The sequence below is a fragment of the Curtobacterium sp. PhB191 genome (genome assembly GCF_004346515.1).
Taxonomy (GTDB): Bacteria; Actinomycetota; Actinomycetes; order Actinomycetales; family Microbacteriaceae; genus Curtobacterium.
Genome location: NZ_SMBV01000001.1, coordinates 573,642 through 592,022, shown reverse-complemented (window position 1 = coordinate 592,022; position 18,381 = coordinate 573,642). Strand labels below are relative to the sequence as shown.

At 71.0% G+C, this 18,381-nt stretch carries 18 protein-coding genes; 9 read left to right on the top strand and 9 right to left on the bottom strand.

Features of this window, described 5'->3' with window-relative positions:
• Window positions 1-505: 505 nt before the first annotated feature.
• Genes EDF48_RS02925 through EDF48_RS02900 form a run of 5 tightly spaced genes read right to left on the bottom strand, consistent with a single transcriptional unit; the run spans window position 506 to window position 6,203 of the window.
• A complete protein-coding gene (locus EDF48_RS02925; RefSeq protein ID WP_131877984.1) occupies window positions 506-1,366 on the bottom strand; it encodes an ABC transporter permease in 861 nt (286 codons plus the stop codon).
• Complete coding sequence (locus EDF48_RS02920; RefSeq protein WP_165932304.1) at window positions 1,363-2,316, bottom strand: ABC transporter permease; 954 nt, start codon at window positions 2,314-2,316, stop codon at window positions 1,363-1,365. Before EDF48_RS02920 ends, EDF48_RS02925 begins: the two co-directional genes overlap by 4 nt.
• The gene (locus EDF48_RS02910; RefSeq protein WP_207896083.1) at window positions 2,313-3,533 is read right to left on the bottom strand and encodes a spermidine/putrescine ABC transporter substrate-binding protein; all 1,221 of its coding nucleotides are present in this window, start codon (window positions 3,531-3,533) and stop codon (window positions 2,313-2,315) included. The genes EDF48_RS02920 and EDF48_RS02910 overlap by 4 nt, the downstream gene beginning before the upstream one ends.
• The gene (locus EDF48_RS02905; RefSeq protein ID WP_123292904.1) at window positions 3,530-4,717 is read right to left on the bottom strand and encodes an ABC transporter ATP-binding protein; all 1,188 of its coding nucleotides are present in this window, start codon (window positions 4,715-4,717) and stop codon (window positions 3,530-3,532) included. The genes EDF48_RS02910 and EDF48_RS02905 overlap by 4 nt, the downstream gene beginning before the upstream one ends.
• A gap of 31 nt (window positions 4,718-4,748) precedes the next feature.
• Window positions 4,749-6,203 carry a gamma-aminobutyraldehyde dehydrogenase gene (locus EDF48_RS02900; protein ID WP_131877978.1) on the bottom strand — a complete coding sequence of 485 codons (1,455 nt, stop codon included), beginning with the start codon at window positions 6,201-6,203 and terminating at the stop codon, window positions 4,749-4,751.
• 145 nt (window positions 6,204-6,348) lie between these two features.
• Here EDF48_RS02900 and EDF48_RS02895 point away from each other — a divergent pair, with 145 nt between their 5' ends.
• The 4 genes from EDF48_RS02895 to EDF48_RS02880 are packed head-to-tail and all read left to right on the top strand — an operon-like array spanning window position 6,349 to window position 10,962.
• Window positions 6,349-6,819, top strand: a complete 471-nt coding sequence (locus EDF48_RS02895; protein ID WP_027466949.1) for an Lrp/AsnC family transcriptional regulator — start codon at window positions 6,349-6,351, stop codon at window positions 6,817-6,819.
• Window positions 6,816-8,258 (top strand): aspartate aminotransferase family protein, encoded by a 1,443-nt coding sequence (locus EDF48_RS02890; protein WP_131877976.1) that lies wholly within the window; start codon window positions 6,816-6,818, stop codon window positions 8,256-8,258. Before EDF48_RS02895 ends, EDF48_RS02890 begins: the two co-directional genes overlap by 4 nt.
• A gap of 2 nt (window positions 8,259-8,260) precedes the next feature.
• Complete coding sequence (locus tag EDF48_RS02885; protein WP_131877974.1) at window positions 8,261-9,625, top strand: FAD-dependent oxidoreductase; 1,365 nt, start codon at window positions 8,261-8,263, stop codon at window positions 9,623-9,625.
• Window positions 9,625-10,962, top strand: coding sequence for an NAD(P)/FAD-dependent oxidoreductase (locus EDF48_RS02880; protein WP_131877972.1), 1,338 nt, complete (start codon window positions 9,625-9,627; stop codon window positions 10,960-10,962). The genes EDF48_RS02885 and EDF48_RS02880 overlap by 1 nt, the downstream gene beginning before the upstream one ends.
• Window positions 10,963-10,967: 5 nt before the next feature.
• On the opposite strand, the gene EDF48_RS02875 is transcribed toward EDF48_RS02880, so the two are convergent.
• Window positions 10,968-11,420 carry a hypothetical protein gene (locus EDF48_RS02875; RefSeq protein WP_131877970.1) on the bottom strand — a complete coding sequence of 151 codons (453 nt, stop codon included), beginning with the start codon at window positions 11,418-11,420 and terminating at the stop codon, window positions 10,968-10,970.
• Window positions 11,421-11,581: 161 nt separating this feature from the next.
• Between EDF48_RS02875 and EDF48_RS02870 the strand changes: the two genes are divergently transcribed.
• Window positions 11,582-11,854, top strand: coding sequence for a hypothetical protein (locus EDF48_RS02870; RefSeq protein WP_131877968.1), 273 nt, complete (start codon window positions 11,582-11,584; stop codon window positions 11,852-11,854).
• 492 nt (window positions 11,855-12,346) lie between these two features.
• Entirely contained in the window at window positions 12,347-13,000 is a 654-nt protein-coding gene (locus tag EDF48_RS02865; RefSeq protein ID WP_123937138.1) for a DUF1345 domain-containing protein, read from the top strand.
• Here the strand turns inward: EDF48_RS02865 and EDF48_RS02860 are convergent.
• Window positions 12,993-13,925 (bottom strand): SDR family oxidoreductase, encoded by a 933-nt coding sequence (locus tag EDF48_RS02860; protein ID WP_131877966.1) that lies wholly within the window; start codon window positions 13,923-13,925, stop codon window positions 12,993-12,995. The two genes, EDF48_RS02865 and EDF48_RS02860, sit on opposite strands and share 8 nt — an antisense overlap.
• A gap of 127 nt (window positions 13,926-14,052) precedes the next feature.
• Between EDF48_RS02860 and EDF48_RS02855 the strand changes: the two genes are divergently transcribed.
• Window positions 14,053-14,895 (top strand): helix-turn-helix transcriptional regulator, encoded by an 843-nt coding sequence (locus tag EDF48_RS02855; RefSeq protein WP_131877964.1) that lies wholly within the window; start codon window positions 14,053-14,055, stop codon window positions 14,893-14,895.
• An 11-nt stretch (window positions 14,896-14,906) separates the two neighbouring features.
• On the opposite strand, the gene EDF48_RS02850 is transcribed toward EDF48_RS02855, so the two are convergent.
• Together EDF48_RS02850 and EDF48_RS02845 are read right to left on the bottom strand one after the other, a co-directional pair.
• Complete coding sequence (locus tag EDF48_RS02850; RefSeq protein WP_131877962.1) at window positions 14,907-15,725, bottom strand: SDR family oxidoreductase; 819 nt, start codon at window positions 15,723-15,725, stop codon at window positions 14,907-14,909.
• 106 nt (window positions 15,726-15,831) lie between these two features.
• On the bottom strand, window positions 15,832-16,272 hold the full coding sequence (locus tag EDF48_RS02845; RefSeq protein ID WP_123339303.1) for a VOC family protein: 441 nt from the start codon (window positions 16,270-16,272) through the stop codon (window positions 15,832-15,834).
• Window positions 16,273-16,332: 60 nt separating this feature from the next.
• On the opposite strand from EDF48_RS02845, the gene EDF48_RS02840 reads away from it, so the two are divergent.
• Complete coding sequence (locus EDF48_RS02840) at window positions 16,333-17,367, top strand: nitrilase-related carbon-nitrogen hydrolase (protein ID WP_131877960.1); 1,035 nt, start codon at window positions 16,333-16,335, stop codon at window positions 17,365-17,367.
• Window positions 17,364-18,374: an agmatine deiminase family protein gene (locus EDF48_RS02835; protein WP_131877958.1), complete on the top strand. Its 1,011-nt coding sequence runs from the start codon at window positions 17,364-17,366 to the stop codon at window positions 18,372-18,374. The genes EDF48_RS02840 and EDF48_RS02835 overlap by 4 nt, the downstream gene beginning before the upstream one ends.
• The last annotated feature ends 7 nt before the right edge of the window (window positions 18,375-18,381 follow it).

The following is an 18,381-nucleotide window of genomic DNA, read 5'->3' as shown; positions in this document are numbered from 1 at the left end:
CTCGGACGGGAGGCACGACGCCAGCCCGCCACGCGCCTCCCGCCCGCACCGTGCGCACCTCGCCACCCCGTGCGAGGTTCCACGCACCGTGCCCGGTTACAAGCGCGCACCACGCGCGCAACCCCGCACCAGCCCGCGAAAGCCGCACCGTGCTGTGGACGCACACCACCCGCCGGACGGGAGGCACGACGCCAGCCCGCCACGCGCCTCCCGCCCGCACCGTGCGCACCTCGCCACCCCGTGCGAGGTTCCACGCACCGTGCCCGGTTACAAGCGCGCACCACGCGCGCAACCCCGCACCAGCCCGCGAAAGCCGCACCGTGCTGTGGACGCACACCACCCGCCGGACGGGAGGCACGACGCCAGCCCGCCACGCGCCTCCCGCCCGCACCGTGCACGCTTCGTCACCCCGTGCGAGGTTCCGTGCTCGGTGCGAGGCGCGCGGGCTCGCACCGAGTACGGAACCTCGCACCAGGCCACGCACCTCGCACCGTGCGTGCGGCGCCTACCCGCGCGTCCGGGCCAGGCGCCGGTTCAGCGCACCGTTCAGCAGCGCCACGAGCAGCCCCACCGCGAACACGAGCGTCCCGAAGCACAGCACCTGCGGCGGCATCCCGGCCTTCGCGGCGCCGTAGACGAACAGGGGGAACGTGACGGCGGGCCCGGCGACGAACGAGGTGATGACGTAGTCGTCGATCGACATCGCGAGCGCGAGCAGCCCGGCCGCGAGCATGCCCGGCGCGAGCAACGGCAGCGTCACGAGCCGGAAGGCCTGGAACGGCGTCGCACCGAGGTCGCTCGCGGCCTCTTCGAGCACCCGCGACGTGCCGGAGATCCGAGCGCGGAGCACCACCACGACGTACGCGACGTCGAACGCCACGTGGGTGATGAGCACGGTCAGGAACCCGGTGCCGAGGCCCACCGACAAGAAGAACGACAGCGACGCCGAGCCGACCACGATCGAGGGCGCCGCGATGTCCGCGAAGACGACGGCGTTCACGGCACCGCGGCCGGGGAACCGGTACCGCTCCAGCGCCAGGGCCAGCGGCAGCCCGATCGCGACCGAGATGATCGCGGCCAGGAACGCGACGACGACCGAGGTGACGAACGCGGCTCCGAGCCCGGACACGTTGACCAGGTTCGCGTACCAGTACGTCGTGAAGCCGTTCCACGCGAACGACAGCCGGTTCGTCGGGGCATCGTTGAACGAGTACACGATCATGTAGACGATCGGGACGAGTGTGATCGCGATGGTGACCCAGTAGACGATCGCGAGCCAGGGCCCGCGACGGTTCACGCCGTGGCGGCGGACGACGGGCGACGAGGTGGTCGCGGTGGACGGACGAGACGGTGCGACGGCGGTCATACGAGGTCCTCGAGGTCGTCGGTGCCGGAGACGCGGGCGTAGATGAACAGGATGATGCCGAGCACGACCATGAGCACGGTCGACAGTGCCGCGGCGACGTTGTACTGCTGGTTGCCGGAGTAGGCGTCCTGGATCGCCTGACCGATCGTGTAGGTGTTCGTGCCGCCGAGCAGCGCCGAGTTCACCGGGTCGCCGACGCTGTCGATGAACACGAGCAGGACGCCGGCGAAGATGCCCGAGCGGGACAGCGGCAGGGTGGTGTGCCAGAACGCCCGGAACTTGCCGGCGTACAGGTCGTTGGCGGCCTCGCCGAGTCGCGGGTCGATGCGTTCGAGCGCGGCGTAGATCGGCAGCACCATGAACGCCAGGTCGTTGTAGGCGTCGCCGAAGATCACCGCGCCGCCGGTGCCGAGGATGTGGAAGTCCTTGCCCGCCAGGCCGATCGCCTGCAGGAAGGTGACGACCGGACCCTGCGACGCGAGCACGAACGCCCACATGTCGGTGCGGATGATGAACGACACCAGGAAGCTCACGAACACGAGCATGAGCAGCGGGTTCTTCCACCGCGGCGAGACCCGGAACGCGATGAAGTACGCCACCGGGTAGCCGACGATGATGGTCACGACCGTGGCGGCGGCGCCGTACCAGAGGGACCGGAGCAGGAACGTCAGGTAGGGCACCTGCGGGTCGATGAACAGGGAGCCGTAGATCCCCCAGTTCCACGTGAAGGTGTACCCGTCGTCCGGGTTGCCCGACATGAGCGAGACGATGAGCCCCGACACGAGCGGGATGACGAAGAACACGCAGAGGTACGCGGTCCCGACCAGCGCGAGCAGGAAGGGCGTGCTGCGACGGCGTCCCCGGCGGACCGGCGCCGGACCAGCACCCGGTGCCGGACCAGCACCCGGTGCCGGTGCGGCACCCGGGCCGGCGACCCCGACGGCGGTCACGACTGCACCACCGCGTTGAAGATGCCGTTCCACTCCGAGTACTCGTCGTAGTTCTCGAACACCCGGAACTCGTGCGACCGGTCCAGCACGTCGGAGTCCGGGAACACCAGCGGACTGTCCGCCACCGTCGCGTCGTCGAGCTCGTCACGGACGTAGGCCTCGGCGCTGGGGACCGGGCAGACGTAGTTGACCCAGTCCTCGACGATGCCCGCGATCTTCGGCGTGTAGTAGAAGTCCATCCACTCGAGGGCGGCCACCGGGTTCGCTGCCTGCCGGGGGATCATGAGGTTGTCGTGCCACATCATCTGGCCCTCCTCCGGCGTGACGAACTTCAGGTCCTCGAACCCGGACTGCTGCGCCTGGAAGACGTCGCCGGACCACGCCTGGGTGATCCAGGTGTCGCCGTTCTCGAGCTTGTTGATGTAGCTCTGGTCGTAGAAGCCGGTCACGCTCGGGCGCAGTTTCCGCAACCACGCCTGCGCTTTCCGCCAGTCCGCCGGGGTGGACGTCTCCGGGGCGATGCCGTTCGCGAGCAGCCCGAGGGAACCGAGCTCGGTGTTGTCGCTCATCAGCCCGACGCGGCCCGCGAACGCCGGGTCGAGCAGGTCCTGGAACGACGTGATCTCGCGGTCGATGTACTTCGGGTTGTAGGCGATCCCGGTGAACCCGGTCTGCCAGACGACGGAGTGCTTGTTGCCGGGGTCGTACGTCGGGTCCTTCACCGAGTCACCCGCGTTCGCCGCGAAGTTCGGCAGCCGCGAGTGGTCGAGCTCGCACACGAAGCCGTTCTTGATCATCTGGGTCAGCTCGAACCCGTTGGTCATCACGACCAGGTCGTAGCCGGTGGCACCCTGCGCCCGCAGGATCGGCGAGACGGTCGCGTAGAACGTCGCGTTGTCCTGGATCACCGCCTGGTAGTCGACGCTGATGCCGGTGGCCTTCTGGAACAGCGCGAGCGACTCGGACTTTCCGTGGTCGGAGTCGATGTAGAGCGGCCAGTTCGCGAAGTTCAGCTGCTTCGTCGCCGTGGCGTCCTTCCAGAACGCGGTCCAGTCGACGGCGTTCTCGGCGCCGGAGGCGGCTGAGCCCTTGATGCTGCACCCGGTGAGCAGCGCCGCGAGCGCGGCGGCTCCTCCGCCGGCGAGCAGGCCGCGTCGGCTGACGCGCGCGGACGTCAGTCCGCGCAACAGGTCCGGGCCGGGTCCCCCGCCGGTCACGCGAGCGATCCTGCCGTGGCGGGTGCGGACTGGAGGCCCGTGGCGGCGTGGGTGGTGACGGTCTGGTCGGACGCGGGGTGCGCCTCCAGGCCGAATCCGTGGTCGACGCCCCACGTGAGCCAGACCTCGGTGCCGGTCGCGATCCGCGGTCCGCCCTTCGAGTTCTGCGCGAAGACGGAGACGCGGCCGGCGCCGGGGACGTCCACCAGGTACTGCGTGCTGACGCCGGAGAACGAGACGTCGACCACGCGGCCGGGGCCGAGGATGTTGCGGCCGGCTTCGGGGGTGGGCTCCGAGGTGCGGATCTTGAGCTTCTCGGGACGGACGCCGACGACGACGCTGCCCGAGGTGCGGACGGCGCGGTCGGCCGGGACGGCGATGGTGCCCGCCGGGGTCGCGACCACGAGCAGCGGGCCGTCGGTGCCGCGGACCTCGCCCTCGAGCAGGTTCGACTGGCCGAGGAAGTTCGCCACGAACGCGGTGCGGGGCAGCTCGTACAGGTCCTGGGGGCTGCCCATCTGCTCGATCCGGCCACCGTTCATGACGGCGACCGTGTCGGCCATCGTCATCGCTTCTTCCTGGTCGTGGGTGACGTGCAGGAAGGTGAGCCCGACCTCGGCCTGGATCGTCTTGAGTTCGAGCTGCATCTGGTGCCGGAGCTTCAGGTCGAGCGCACCGAGTGGCTCGTCGAGCAGGAGGAGTGCCGGCCGGTTCACGATCGCGCGTGCCAGCGCGACGCGCTGCTGCATGCCGCCGGACAGGGAGGCGGGGCGCTTGTCGGCCGAGGCGTCGAGCTCGACCAGGTGCAGGGCCTCGCGCGCCTTCGTCATCGGGTCCGGGATCCGTCGCCGCTTCAGACCGAACGCGACGTTGTCGAGCACGCTCATGTGCGGGAACAGCGCGTAGTTCTGGAACACCGTGTTGACGGGCCGCTGGTACGGCTTCGTGTCGGTGACGTCCTCGCCGCCGATCGTGATGGTGCCGCTCGTGGGCTCCTCGAGCCCGGCGACCAGTCGCAGGGTCGTGGTCTTGCCGCAGCCGGAGGGGCCGAGCAGGGCGAAGAACGAGCCGGCCGGCACCGTCAGGTCCAGCGCGTCGACCGCGGTGTGGCCGGGGAACGACTTGGTGATCTGCTCGAGTCGGAGATCGGCTCCGGATTCGGCGAACGTGCCGGTCATTGCCATGGTGCCTCCTGCTGCTTCGGAAGGATCGGGGTCAGCCGATGTAGGACATGACGTGCTTGATGCGGGTGTAGTCGTCGAACCCGTACTGGGACAGGTCCTTGCCGTAGCCGGAGTGCTTGAAGCCGCCGTGCGGCATCTCGGCGACGATCGGGATGTGGGTGTTGATCCACACGCACCCGAAGTCCAGGTCACGGGCGAAGCGCATCGCCCGCGAGTGGTCGGTCGTCCACACCGAGCTCGCGAGCCCGTACTCGACGTCGTTCGCGGCGCGCAGTGCTTCGTCCTCGGTCGTGAAGCGCTGCACGGTCTGCACGGGGCCGAACACCTCCTGCTGCACGATGCGGTCGGTCTGACGCAGGCCGGACACGATCGTGGCCTGGTGGAAGTAGCCGACGTCGCCCTGCCGCCCGCCGCCGAGCTCGATCGTGGCGTGGTCGGGGAGGGTGTCGACGAAGGACCGGACCTGGGCGAGCTGGTTCGCGTTGTTCACCGGGCCGAAGTACGGGGTGGCCGTGTCGGCGCCGGTGGTCGCGGTCGCACGTGCCGAGGCGGCGAGCGCCGCCACGAACTCGTCGTGGATGCCGTCCTGCACGAGCACCCGGGTGGCGGCGGTGCAGTCCTGCCCGGCGTTGAAGAACCCCGCGGCGACGATGCCGGCGACGGCGGACGGGATGTCGGCGTCGTCGAACACGATCACCGGGGCCTTGCCGCCGAGCTCGAGGTGGGTGCGCTTCAGGTCGCCGGCGGCGGCGCGGGCGACCTCCATGCCGGCGCGGACCGACCCGGTGATGGACACGAGCTGTGGAGTGGGGTGGTCGATCATCGCGGCGCCGGTGGTGCGGTCGCCGACGACGACGTTGAGCACGCCGGGCGGCAGGAACTCGGCGGCGACCTCGGCGAGCAGCAGGGTGGAGAGCGGGGTGGTGTCGCTCGGCTTGAGCACGGTGGTGTTCCCCGCGGCGAGCGCCGGGGCGAACTTCCACACCGCCATGTTGAGCGGGTAGTTCCAGGGGGTGACCTGGGCGACGACGCCGATGGGCTCGCGCCGGACGAACGAGGTGTGGTCGGCCATGTACTCGCCGGCGCTGCGGCCCTCGAGGTTGCGGGCGGCTCCGGCGAAGAAGCGGATCTGGTCGACGGACAGCAGGATCTCGTCCTCGACCAGGGTGGCCCGGGGCTTGCCGGTGTCGAGGGACTCGAGGTCGGCGAACTCCGATGCCCGCTGCTCCATGGCGTCCGCGATCCGGAACAGCGCGAGCTGTCGTTCGCCGGGGGTCGTGCGGCGCCAGGTCGCGAAGGCGGTGCTCGCGCTCGTGAACGCGGCGTCGACGTCGGCAGCCGTGGACACGGGGGACGTGCCGTAGACCTGCTCGGTGGTGGGGTCGACCAGATCGAACCGGGTGTCCGCGCCCGACTCGACGAACGACCCACCGACGAAGTTGCGCACCTCGTGCGTCGTGGTCACCGTTTCCGTCGTGTCCAGCATGGCGGTGATCCTGACACGGATTCCAGCGGTTCGGAAGACGGATTCGGAGGTTGTGGAGAACCGTAACAACGGAAATCGTCGCGAAACACGGTGTTCACAACGGAATCCCTTGCGCGCTCCGGGCCTCGCTGCCATGCTGTCCGGCATGGCGGCAGCACCACGACGTCCGGGACCGATCGACGACACCTCGAAGCGGATCATCGAACAACTCCAGGCGGACGGCCGCCGTCCGTACGGCGAGATCGGCAAGGCCGTCGGTCTCAGCGAGGCGGCGGTCCGGCAACGAGTCCAGAAGCTCACCGAGACCGGCGTCATGCAGATCGTCGCGGTCACCGACCCGATGCAGCTCGGCTTCCACCGGCAGGCGATGATCGGCATCCGGGTCAGCGGCGACACCCGAACAGTCGCCGATGCCCTCGAACAGCTGCCGGCGGTCGACTACCTCGTCATGACCGCCGGCAGCTTCGACCTGATGGTCGAGGTCGTCTGCGAGGACGACGACGACCTGATCGAACTGCTCAACGGCACGATCCGGGCCATCCCGGGCGTCGCCGGCACCGAGACCTTCGTCTACCTGCAACTCCGCAAACAGCTCTACGACTGGGGAACGCGATGACCATCTCAGACCAGACGACCGGACAGCCCACGCGGCTCCACTCCTACGACCCGTTCGCCCCGGTCGACGACGCCGACCTGCAGCGGAAGTCCCGGGACCACCTGTGGATGCACTTCGCCCGGCACGGTGCGAACCAGGCCGGTGCCGACGTGCCGATCATGGTGCGCGGCGAGGGCCACCACGTCTACGACAGCCACGGCAAGGGCTACATCGACGGGCTCTCCGGCCTGTTCGTCGTCGCCGCCGGCCACGGTCGGAAGCGCTTGGCCGAGATGGCCGCGAAGCAGGCGGAGACGCTGAGCTTCTTCCCGATCTGGTCCTACGCGCACCCGGCCGCCATCGAGCTCGCCGACCGCCTGGCCGAGCACGCCCCCGGCGATCTCAACAAGGTCTTCTACTCGACGGGCGGCGGCGAGGCGGTGGAGACCGCCTTCAAGCTCGCGAAGTACTACTGGAAGCTCCAGGGCAAGCCCATGAAGCACAAGGTGATCTCGCGTGCGGTGGCCTACCACGGCACCCCGCAGGGTGCCCTCGCGATCACCGGCATCCCGGCGATGAAGCAGATGTTCGAGCCGCTGACGCCCGGCGGCTTCCGGGTGCCGAACACGAACTACTACCGCGCCGAGGAGATGGGCTTCCCGGGCGGCACCGAGGAGCAGTTCGGGGTCTGGGCGGCCGAACGCATCCGCGAGATGATCGAGTTCGAGGGCCCCGACACCGTCGCCGCGGTCTTCCTCGAGCCGGTGCAGAACTCCGGCGGGTGCTTCACGCCGCCGCCCGGGTACTTCCAGCGCGTGCGCGAGATCTGCGACGAGTACGACGTCCTGCTCGTCTCCGACGAGGTCATCTGCGCCTTCGGCCGGATCGGCACCATGTTCGCCTGCGACACCTACGACTTCGTGCCGGACATGATCACGTGCGCCAAGGCGATGACCTCGGGGTACTCCCCCATCGGCGCGACCATCATCAGCGACAAGCTCTTCGAGCCGTTCTCCAAGGGCGACACGACCTTCTACCACGGGTACACGTTCGGCGGGCACCCGGTGTCGGCCGCCGTCGCGATGGAGAACCTCGACATCTTCGAGGAAGAGGGCCTGCTCGCGAACGTGCGGCAGAACGCCCCGCTGTTCAAGGCCGAGCTCGACACCCTGAAGGACCTGCCGATCGTCGGGGACGTCCGCGGTGACGGCTACTTCTACGGCATCGAGCTCGTCAAGGACAAGGCCACCAAGACGACCTTCGACGACGACGAGTCCGAGCGGCTGCTGCGCGGGTTCCTGTCGAAGGCGCTGTTCGACGCCGGGCTGTACTGCCGGGCGGACGACCGCGGCGACCCGGTCGTGCAGCTCGCTCCGCCGCTGACCATCGGGCAGCCGGAGTTCCGCGAGATCACCTCGATCCTGCGGAGCGTCCTGTCCGAGGCCTCGTCGAAGATCTGACCGTGAGCGGCTACCGGGGCGTCTCGTTCTGGCTCGACCAGCTCGCGTCCACCGGACGCGACGACCTGGCGCCCCGGCCGCCGCTCGACGGCGACACGACCGCGGACGTCGCGATCGTCGGCGGTGGGCTGACGGGTCTCTGGACCGCCTGGTACCTGCACCAGGCCGACCCGGGCCTCCAGATCGTCGTCCTGGAACGCGAGATCGCCGGGTTCGGCGCCTCCGGTCGCAACGGGGGCTGGTGCTCGGCGCTGTTCCCGCGATCCGCCGAGTCCGTCGCGCGCGAGCACGGCCGCGACGCCGCACTCGCGCTGCGCGCAGCGATGCGCGACACCGTCGACGAGGTCGGACGCGCAGCGGCCGAGGCCGGGGTCGACTGCGACTACGTGAAGGGCGGCACCGTCCTCTACGCGCGCTCCGCCGTGCAGGAACGCGCGGCGCACGACGAGGTCGCCTCGTCGGCCGAGTGGGGCGACGCCATGACCTGGCGCCCGGCTCGGCCCGGCGACGCCGCCGGATCGGCGGGGGTCGCGTGGACCCCGGACTGCGCGCGGGTGCAGCCCGCCGCACTGGTGCGTGGCCTGGCGGCCGCCCTGGAGGCCCGGGGCGTCCGGATCGCGGAGCACACGCCCGCCTCGACGTGGGGCCACGGGCGTGTGGTCACGTCGCGGGGGACCGTCACGGCCGGCGCGGTCGTCATCGCGGTCGAGGGGTACGGCGCACAGCTCGAACAGACGAAGCGACGGATCCTGCCGCTCTACTCGCTCATGATCGCGACCGCTCCGCTGCCCGGGGCGGTGTGGGCCCGCATCGGCCTGGAGCACGGGCAGACGTTCTCCGACTACCGGCACCTGCTCGTGTACGGGCAGCGCACGGTGGACGACCGACTGGCGTTCGGCGGACGCGGAGCCCGCTACCACTGGGGGTCCGCGATCACCCCCGGCTACGACCGGGTGCCACGCGTCTTCGAGCACCTGCGGAAGTCCCTGGTGGAGTTGTTCCCCAGCGTCGCCGACGCCCCGATCACCCACACGTGGGGCGGCCCGCTCGGGGTGCCGCGCGACTGGTGCGCGTCCGTCACCTGGGACGGGCACGTCGGCACCGCCGGCGGCTACGTCGGTGACGGACTCTCCACGACGAACCTGGCCGGGCGGACGCTCGCCGACCTCGTGCGCGGGGTCGCGTCGCCGCTCACCGCGCTGCCGTGGGTGAACCACCGCTCGCCCGACTGGGAGCCCGAGCCGCTCCGGTTCCTCGGGGCGAACGCCGGGCTCGTGGCGACCGACCTGGCCGACCGCGAAGAAGCCCTGACCGGACGGCCGAGCCTGGCGGCGCGGCTGATGGCACCCCTGACCGGAGGCCACTGATGGCTGCACTCGATGCCGACGTCGTCGTCGTGGGAGCCGGGGTCGCCGGGCTCGCCGCTGCCCGGGCGCTCGCACTCGACGGCCAGCGGGTCGTCGTGCTCGAGGCCCGCGACCGGATCGGCGGCCGCACCTGGACCGACACCGCGCTCGGCGTGTCCGTCGACCTCGGCGCCTCGTGGATCCACGGCGTCGACGGCAACCCGCTCTGGGCCCTGGCGCCCCGGTTCGGCATCGAGACCGTCGAGTTCACCGTCGGGAGCTTCCAGTTCGACGGCCGGCCGATCGCGTGGCACGGCCCCTCCGGCGCACCGCTGTCCGAGGCCTCGGCCTCGGCGTTCGTCGCGGACCTGCACACCGTCGACGCCGCCCTGGACACCGTCGTCGCACACGCTCCACCGCCCTCGACGTACGCGGCCGCCGTCGACACCGTGCTGCGGTCCCTGCAGTGGCAGGGCGACCGGGCCGCGCGGGTCCGCGAGTACATGGCGCACCGCTCCGAGGACCTCTGCGGCGCACCCGTGACCGTCCTCGACGCCCGCGGCCTCGAAGAGGAACACGTCCCCGGCGACGAGGTGGTGTTCCCCGGCGGCTACGCGCAGTACGCCGCCGCCCTGGCCGAGGGGCTCGACGTCCGGCTGTCCGCGGTCGTGCGGTCGGTGACGCAGTCCGCGACGGGTGTCGTGGTCGGACTCGCCGACGGTTCGTCGGTCACGGCGGACGACGTCGTCGTGACCGTCCCGCTCGGGGTGCTGCAGGCCGGCGACGTGACGTTCGACCCACCGCTCGCCGAGACGGTCACCGGTGCGATGGGCCGACTCGGGATGGGCGTCTACGACAAGGTGTTCCTGCGGTTCCCGGAGCGGTTCTGGGGCGAGTCGTGGGTGGTCCGCCAGCAGGGGTCGGCCGGTGTCGACTGGCACTCCTGGTACGACATGTCCCGCGTCACCGGAGCGCCGGTACTGGCCGCACTGGTCGGCGGGACCGGGGCCCGGCGCCTCGAGACCCTGCCGGACGCCATGATCGTCGAAGAGGGCGTCGGCGGCCTGCGGCGGATGTTCGGCCCGTCGGTCCCCGAACCCGAGGCGTTCCGCATCACCCGGTGGGCCGACGACCCGTTCGCACGCGGCTCGTACTCGTACCTGCACGTCGGGGCGTCACCGGACGACCACGACCTGCTCGGGGCGCCGTCCGGCCGGGTGCAACTCGCCGGCGAGGCCACGTGGGGAGACGACCCGGCGACCGTGCACGGCGCGCTGCTGTCCGGACTGCGGGCGGCCGGGCGGTTGCTCGGCTCCGAGGTCGAGCCGCTCGTGCTCGCGACGCCCGTCGGCGGCTGATCCACTCAGTCGAAGGCGGGGGTGTCGACCGAGCACGTCACGGGCTCGCCCGCGGCAGCGGTCTCCGTGGCGATCTCGCGCTTGCCGTCGAGCAGGATCCGGCAGGTCGCCGTCGCACCCCGCGCCGGGGTCGCCCGGACCGAGGCGCGCTGCTCGGCGAGGACGATCGACTCGTGCACCCAGGTACCCGTCTTCTGCGTGCTCGTCTCCTGCGTGCCCGTCTCCTGCGTGCCGAGCCGGTGCACCTCCGGGGCGTCGCCGCGCTTCTCCGCGCCCTCGACGCGCACGTCGGTGAGCGCGGCCCCGCTCGGCTGGTCGACGCTGACCTCGTAGGTCACGGACCAGGCATCGCCCGTCTGCTGCTGGACGAAGCTGCACCCGGTCGCGAGCACCGCGACGGAGCCGGCGACCACAACGGCGGCGAGGAGACGGACGGTGGGACGGTTGCGTTCGGACATGCCATCAGCCTGCGCACCGAGCGCCCGCGGATCGTCCCCCGGGCGACGCGACCCCGTGCGACGACGGATCGATCCCGGGTCCTCCGAGCGGTTGACATCGGCTCCGTCCGCCCTGGCGGTCAGTACCGTCGACCCGGCGTCCGCGCAGGTCCTGTTCAAACGTGCTGCTCTTCGTGCCCCTCGGTGCTCTCGCCCGGCACGCGGTCGCCCGGAGGCGCGTGTTCGCCGGCCTGCTCGCGAACACCACCGGCGCCGTGGTCGGCACGCTCCTCGCTCCGCTCGTGGGACTGCTCGCCGGGTCGGGGCGGGCCACCGACGCGGACGCCCCGCGCCCGGTCACCGCGGTGTGGGCGACCCGCGGCCGGCGCGGGTTGGCGCCCGCGGTGATCCGGGCGGACGTCGAGGACGACCGGGTGCCGGCGCGCGTCGACTGAGCGGCTCCCGACGGGTGTCCCGCGCCGGCAAGAGCGCGGGACACCCTGGGCTCAACCCTTGCGCCACACGTCGTGCAGGAACCGGGCCAGGGTCACGAGCAACGTCGCGATCCCCAACCACGGCACCTGACGGCGTCGACGCGGTTCGTCGTCGGAGGACATCCGAACCACCTTCCGTGTCAGCGCCGGCGGACACGAAGAGCAGGGGCCGAGGGACGTGCGACCCGACGGTGATCGAGTTACACTGGTTCCGAGTTCAAGCTCGGGACGCGTTCTGTCCCTGTTCTCCACTCGGAGAGCAAATCGAAGCCCATCGCTGTTTGCCCAGCGGTGGGCTTCATCCTTGCTCGGGCCACGCTCCGGCGGTGACGCGGCCCGCCACCAGCCTACTGATGTTCCAGGTGCCGGTGAGAGAGACACGGGTGTCCTACTGACCGGACCCTCACGGGTCGCACGGGCCCGGAACGATGTTCGAGTGCCACACTCGGAGCCGTGACGACGACGCGGACCACACCCCGGCACGAGCACCGCGCGCCGGTGGCGATCGCCGTCCTGGTGAACCTCGGGCTCAGCCTGTTCCTGCCGAGCGAGGTGCTGTTCTTCCCGTCATGGGTGGTCCCGGTGCTCGGCGTCCTGCTGCTGATCCCGCTCGTCGTCTTCAACCCCCGGCGACTGACCCGCGAGACGACCTGGTCGCGGTGGGTGTCCTTCTCGTTGGCGATCCTGCTCACCGTCGCGAACCAGCTGACCGTGGTCCGGACGATCGAGCTGCTCCTCGGCGGCCACGCGGACGGCGGTGCCGTGCTGCTCACCGCCCTGCAGGTGTGGGTGAGCACGATCATCGCGTTCGGGCTCGTGTACTGGGAGCTCGACCGGGGCGGGCCGGTGGCCCGACGGCGTCCGGAGCTGTGGACGAGTGACGAGGCAGACTTCCAGTTCCCACAGGAGACCGACCCGAAGACCGCTGCGTGGCGACCGGTCTACCTCGACTACCTCTACGTCGCGATGACGAACATGGTCGCGTTCAGCCCGACGGACACGATGCCGATGACCGTGCGCGCGAAGATGATCATGGCCTACCAGGCACTCGGCGGGTTCATCCTGCTGGCGCTCGTGATCTCTCGCGCGGTGAACATCATCAGCTGACCGCACTCCCGACGAGTGATTCCGACACGTCCCAGAGGCGAGCGGCGTCGTCATCGCGGAGCAACGGCGCCCACGGCTTCCGACGGCCTGCCGGTCCGCCGAGCTGCCCGGGTCCGGTCGGACCGACGAAGCCTCCGTCGAGGTCCGTGTCGGTCGCCGCGAGCAGGGCCGGCTCCGCCGCCGAGGCGGGCGTCCCAACGAGGAGCCGGCGCGCCGACAGCCAGCGGATCATCCGGACGGCCACGGTGTCGCCCGACCGTCCGATCTCCGGGCGTGCGGCGAGCAGGCTCGTGGGTGCGACGCCGGGGTGGCTGACCGCACTCGTGATCCCCCACCCACCGGCCCGGCTCCTCCGACCGAGCTCGAGGGCGAAGAGCGCGCCCGCGAGCTTCGACTGCCCGTACGCCCGCGCGACGTCGTAGTCCCGCTCGGACTGCAGGTCGTCCCACCGGATCGAAGCCCGCTGCGCCGCCACGCTCGACTGCATCACGACCCGTCCGTTGGCGGCACGGAGCAGGGGGAGCAGGGCGCCGACGAGTGCGACGTGCCCGAGGTGGTTCGTGCCGAACTGCAGCTCGAAGCCGTCCCGGGTCGTCTGCCGCTCCGGCGGGTTCATCACGCCGGCGTTCCCCACGAAGACGTCGATCGGCGTGCCCCCGGACCGCAACCGCTCCCCAAGCGTCGACACGGACTCCAACGAGGAGAGGTCCAGGTCCTCGAGCAGCACGGAGGCATCCGGGTGCTGCGCCGTGATCCGGGCGACGGCCGCCGCTCCCTTGTCGCGGTTACGCACCGGCACGACCACCTCCGCGCTGGCGCCGGCGAAGCGCGCGGCGATCTCGAGCCCGATGCCGTCGCTCGCTCCGGTCACCAGGACCCGGCGTCGGCCGAGGTCCGGGAGGGTGAGTCGTTCGTTCCGTGCCATGGTCCGCCTCTTCCGTCGTGGTGAGCACCCGATCCGGCACCCGAGACGATCGTCGCCGCGTCGTGCACACGCAACTACGGCCTGACGATCCGTGGCTGCGGTCGACGCTCCGGGAGAGGATGGGCGCATGATCGACCGAGCGTCCCTCGCGGACTTCCTCCGCAGCCGTCGGACGGCCCTGCAGCCCGAGGACGTCGGACTGCCCCGGGGCCAGCGCCGTCGCACGAGCGGGCTGCGGCGTGAGGAGGCGGCGCTGCTGAGCAACATGTCCGTCGACTACTACGCGCGGTTGGAGCGGGAGCGCGGCCCGCAGCCGTCCGACCAGATGCTCGCGTCCATCGCGCAGGGACTGCGGCTCACGATCGCCGAGCGCGACCACCTCTTCCGCCTCGCCGGACACGAGCCACCAGCGGCCGCCTCCGGAGGGGACCACGTCAGCCCGGGGATGATGCGCATCTTCGACCGGCTCGCCGACAGCCCCGCCGAGATCGTCACCGAGCTGGGCGGGACACTGCAACAGACGCCGCTCGCCGTCGAGCTGACCGGTGACGCGCGCGGCCGCCGGGGCGACGACCGGAGCATCGGCTATCGGTGGTTCGCCGACCCGGGGTCCCGCGACGTGCACCCGGTCGAGGACCACGCGTTCCTGTCTCGGATGTACGCCTCGGGGCTCCGGGGCGTCCTCGCACGCCGAGGCCCTGGATCCCGCGCAGCGCGCCTGGCTGAACACCTGCTCGGGACGAGTGCGGAGTTCCGCGACGTCTGGGCACGTCACGAGGTCGGCGTGCGACCCCGTGACGTGAAGCGGTACCGTCACCCGGAGGTCGGCCTGCTCACGCTGCAGTGTCAGGTGCTGAACGACCCCGAGAGTTCCCAGACGCTGCTGGTCCACACCGCGGAGCCCGGCAGCGAGAGCGCGGAGCGGCTCCGGCTGCTGTCCGTGATCGGCGCGACGAGCACGCGGCACTGACCGCCGGGCCGTCAGGCGCCGTGTGCTTCCTCCGACACCGGCTGCCACTCGCGCCAGGTCGCCAGGCGGGACGCGTAGTCCTGCTCGGCGATGCCGAGCGGCGCCTTGCCGAAGAAGACGCGCAGGGGCGGCTGCTCGGCGTCGACGACCTTCAGGATCGCCGAGCGGGTCGCCTCGGGCTTGCCGGGGTCGGCGGCCGACGGGCGCTTCGACGCGGCCTCGCGGACGTCGGCGTACGCGGCGATCTCGTCGCTCTTCTTCAACGACGGTCCGGACCAGTCGGTCGAGAAGCCGCCCGGCTCGATGAGCGTCACGTGGATGCCGAAGCCGGCGACCTCCTGCGACAGGGACTGCGACAGCCCCTCGAGCGCCCACTTCGATGCGTGGTAGGCGCCGACCGTCGGGAACGCGCTGATCCCGCCGATGCTCGACACCTGGATGACGTGCCCGGAGCCCTGCTCCCGCATGATCGGCAGCGCGGCCTGGGTCACCCAGAGCGCTCCGAACAGGTTCGTCTCGAGCTGGGCTCGGACCTCGTCCTCGGTGAGTTCCTCGACCATGCCGAAGTGGCCGTAGCCGGCGTTGTTCACGACGACGTCGAGCGAGCCGAAGTGCTCCGCCGCACGCTGCACGGCCGCGAAGTCCGCGGCACGGTCGGTCACGTCGAGCTGCAGTCCGAGGAACGTGTCCGGGTACTGGTCGACGAGTGCTTGCACGTCGTCGGTGTCGCGGGCCGTGCCGGCTACGGAGTCTCCACGTTCGAGGGCGGCTTCCGCCCACTCGCGGCCGAAGCCCTTCGACGCTCCGGTGATGAACCAGGTCTTGCTCATGCTGTCTCCTCCTGAGATCTGACGCGATCAGGCAACGCTCCCCGCTTCCGTGGCACCTGGAGGTCCGGGTGACGGACGCGGCAAGCGGACACCAGCGGACCGCGACTCAGGGTCGAGGTGCCGCGAACTCCAGGTTGACGTCGTCGGGGTCCTGCACGGACAGGATCACCAGGCCGAACGGCGGCAGGTCGGTGACGTCGCCGTGCTCGATGCCGGCGGCGTCCAGCCGCTCGACGGCGGCGTGCAGGTCGTCGACGGACCCGACGCGGAACGACACGTGGTCGAGGCCGACTCGATCGGGATCGAACCGGTCCTCGGCGGGGGCGACCGGTCGCAGGCCGAGCGTCTGCCCGCCGAACGTGAACGAGCACCCGCCGTAGGTCCGCCACGGGTCGTCGTGGATCGTCGGGTCGTCGATCTGGTCGCTGAAGTCACTGCCGGGCGACATGCCGAACAGCTGCTCGTAGAAGGCCTTGCTCCGGCGGATGTCCGTGACCGTGAGGCGCACGTGCGAGAAGCCGAGCGGCGTGACGATGGGTTCGCTCATCACCCCACCCAACTCCCCCTTGGCCTTGCGCTCATTGACCATGCGATCAACAATGTCGGGATGGACGTCGTCATCGCTCCCCCGCACCCGTCTCCGCTGCACCAGGACACCGGCACCCCCCGCCGCTCGACCCGCGTCGCCCTCGTGCAGGTGCGTTGGCTCGCGGACCCCGCTGCCCACCGCGCACAACTCACCGACGGCATCGCCACCGCCGCGGCCAACGGCGCCGCGGCGGTGTTCCTGCCCGAGCTCACCCTGCGCCGCTACCCCGGCGACACTCCGGCCAGTGGTGTCCCGAAGGACCTCGCCGAGTCGCTGCAGGACGGTCCGACGGTCACCTTCGCCCGCGCACAGGCGATCGAGCACGGGGTGTTCGTCCATGCCTCGCTGTACGAGCGCCCTGCCGACGACGACCAGCCCGACGACCCCCGCGGCTACAACACCGCCGTCCTCGTCGCCCCCGACGGCACCCTGGTCGGTCGGACCCGCAAGACCCACATCCCGATCAGCGCCGGCTACTACGAGGACACGTACTTCCGCGCGGGGACGGACGACGACGCCTTCCCGGTGTTCGAGCCGGCGGGACTCGGCGCACGCCTCGGGCTGCCGACCTGCTGGGACGAGTGGTTCCCCGAGGTGGCCCGGTCCTACGGCCTCGCCGGGTCCGAGGTCCTGGTGTACCCGACGGCGATCGGCTCCGAGCCGACGTTCCCGGACTTCGACACCGCGCCGATCTGGCGTCAGGTCATCGTCGCGAACGGCATCACCGCCGGCCAGTTCATGGTCGTCCCGAACCGCTGGGGCGACGAGGGCGACATCACGTTCTACGGGTCGTCGTTCATCTCGGACCCGTTCGGCCGCGTGCTCGCCGAGGCGCCGCGTGACGCCGACGCGGTGCTCGTGGCGGACCTCGACCTCGAGGCCCGGACGGAGTGGCTCCGACTGTTCCCCTTCTACGTGACCCGTCGCCCCGACCTCTACGCGGGGCTCGTCGCCCCGGTCGACGAGGACCGCCACGCGTACGGCGCACGCGACGCGATCGACGCGGCCATCGGGGTGGCGGCGACCGACGCCGGACCGGAGGTGCGCGCATGACGTGGGTGATGCCTCCCGAGACGGCTCCGCAGGAACGCACCTGGATGGCGTTCCCGCGCCCCGGCCTGACACTCGGTGACGACGCGGCGAGCGCCGAGGCGGCGCGACGGACGTGGGCGACCACCGCCAACACGATCAGCGAGCACCAGCCCGTCACGATCGTCGTGGACCCGGTCGCGCGAGCCGACGCTCGTCGCCTGCTGTCGACCGCGGTCGAGGTGCTCGAAGCGCCCCTCGACGACTTCTGGATGCGCGACATCGGGCCGACGTTCGTCGTCGACGACGTGACCGGCGAGCTCGGCGCCGTGGACTGGGTCTTCAACGGCTGGGGCGCGAACTCCTGGTCGACGTGGACCCGTGACGCCGAGGTCGCCGCCACGGTCGCGGCCGCCGCCGGTGCGCGGCGGATCCCGTCGCTGCTCGTGAACGAGGGCGGGGCGATCCACGTCGACGGCACGGGCACGGTCCTGGTGACGGAGACCGTGCAGCTCGATCCGCGACGGAACCCGTACGCCGACCGCGAGCGCGTCGAACTCGAGCTCGCCCGGACGATCGGCGCGACGGACGTGGTCTGGCTGCCCCGCGGCCTGACCCGTGACTACGACGGGTTCGGGACCCGGGGCCACGTCGACATGGTCGCGACCTTCGCCGATCCGGGCACGGTCCTGCTGCACGCGCAGCCCGACGCCGGCCACCCGGACCACCTGGTGATGCCGCAGATCCGTCGGGCGCTCGAGCAGGCCACGGACGCGACCATCGTCGAACTGCCGGCCCCGTCGACCCTGACCGACGACGACGGCCCGGTCGACTGGAACTACGTCAACCACGTGGTGGTGAACGGCGCCGTGATCGCCTGCGCGTTCGGTGACGCCGTCGCCGACGACCACGCCCGCGGCATCCTCGCCGACGTGTACCCGGGTCGTCAGGTGCGTTCGATCGACGCTCGTCAGGTCTTCGCGCGCGGCGGCGGCCTGCACTGCATCACGCAGCAACAGCCGGCGGTCTGATCCATCG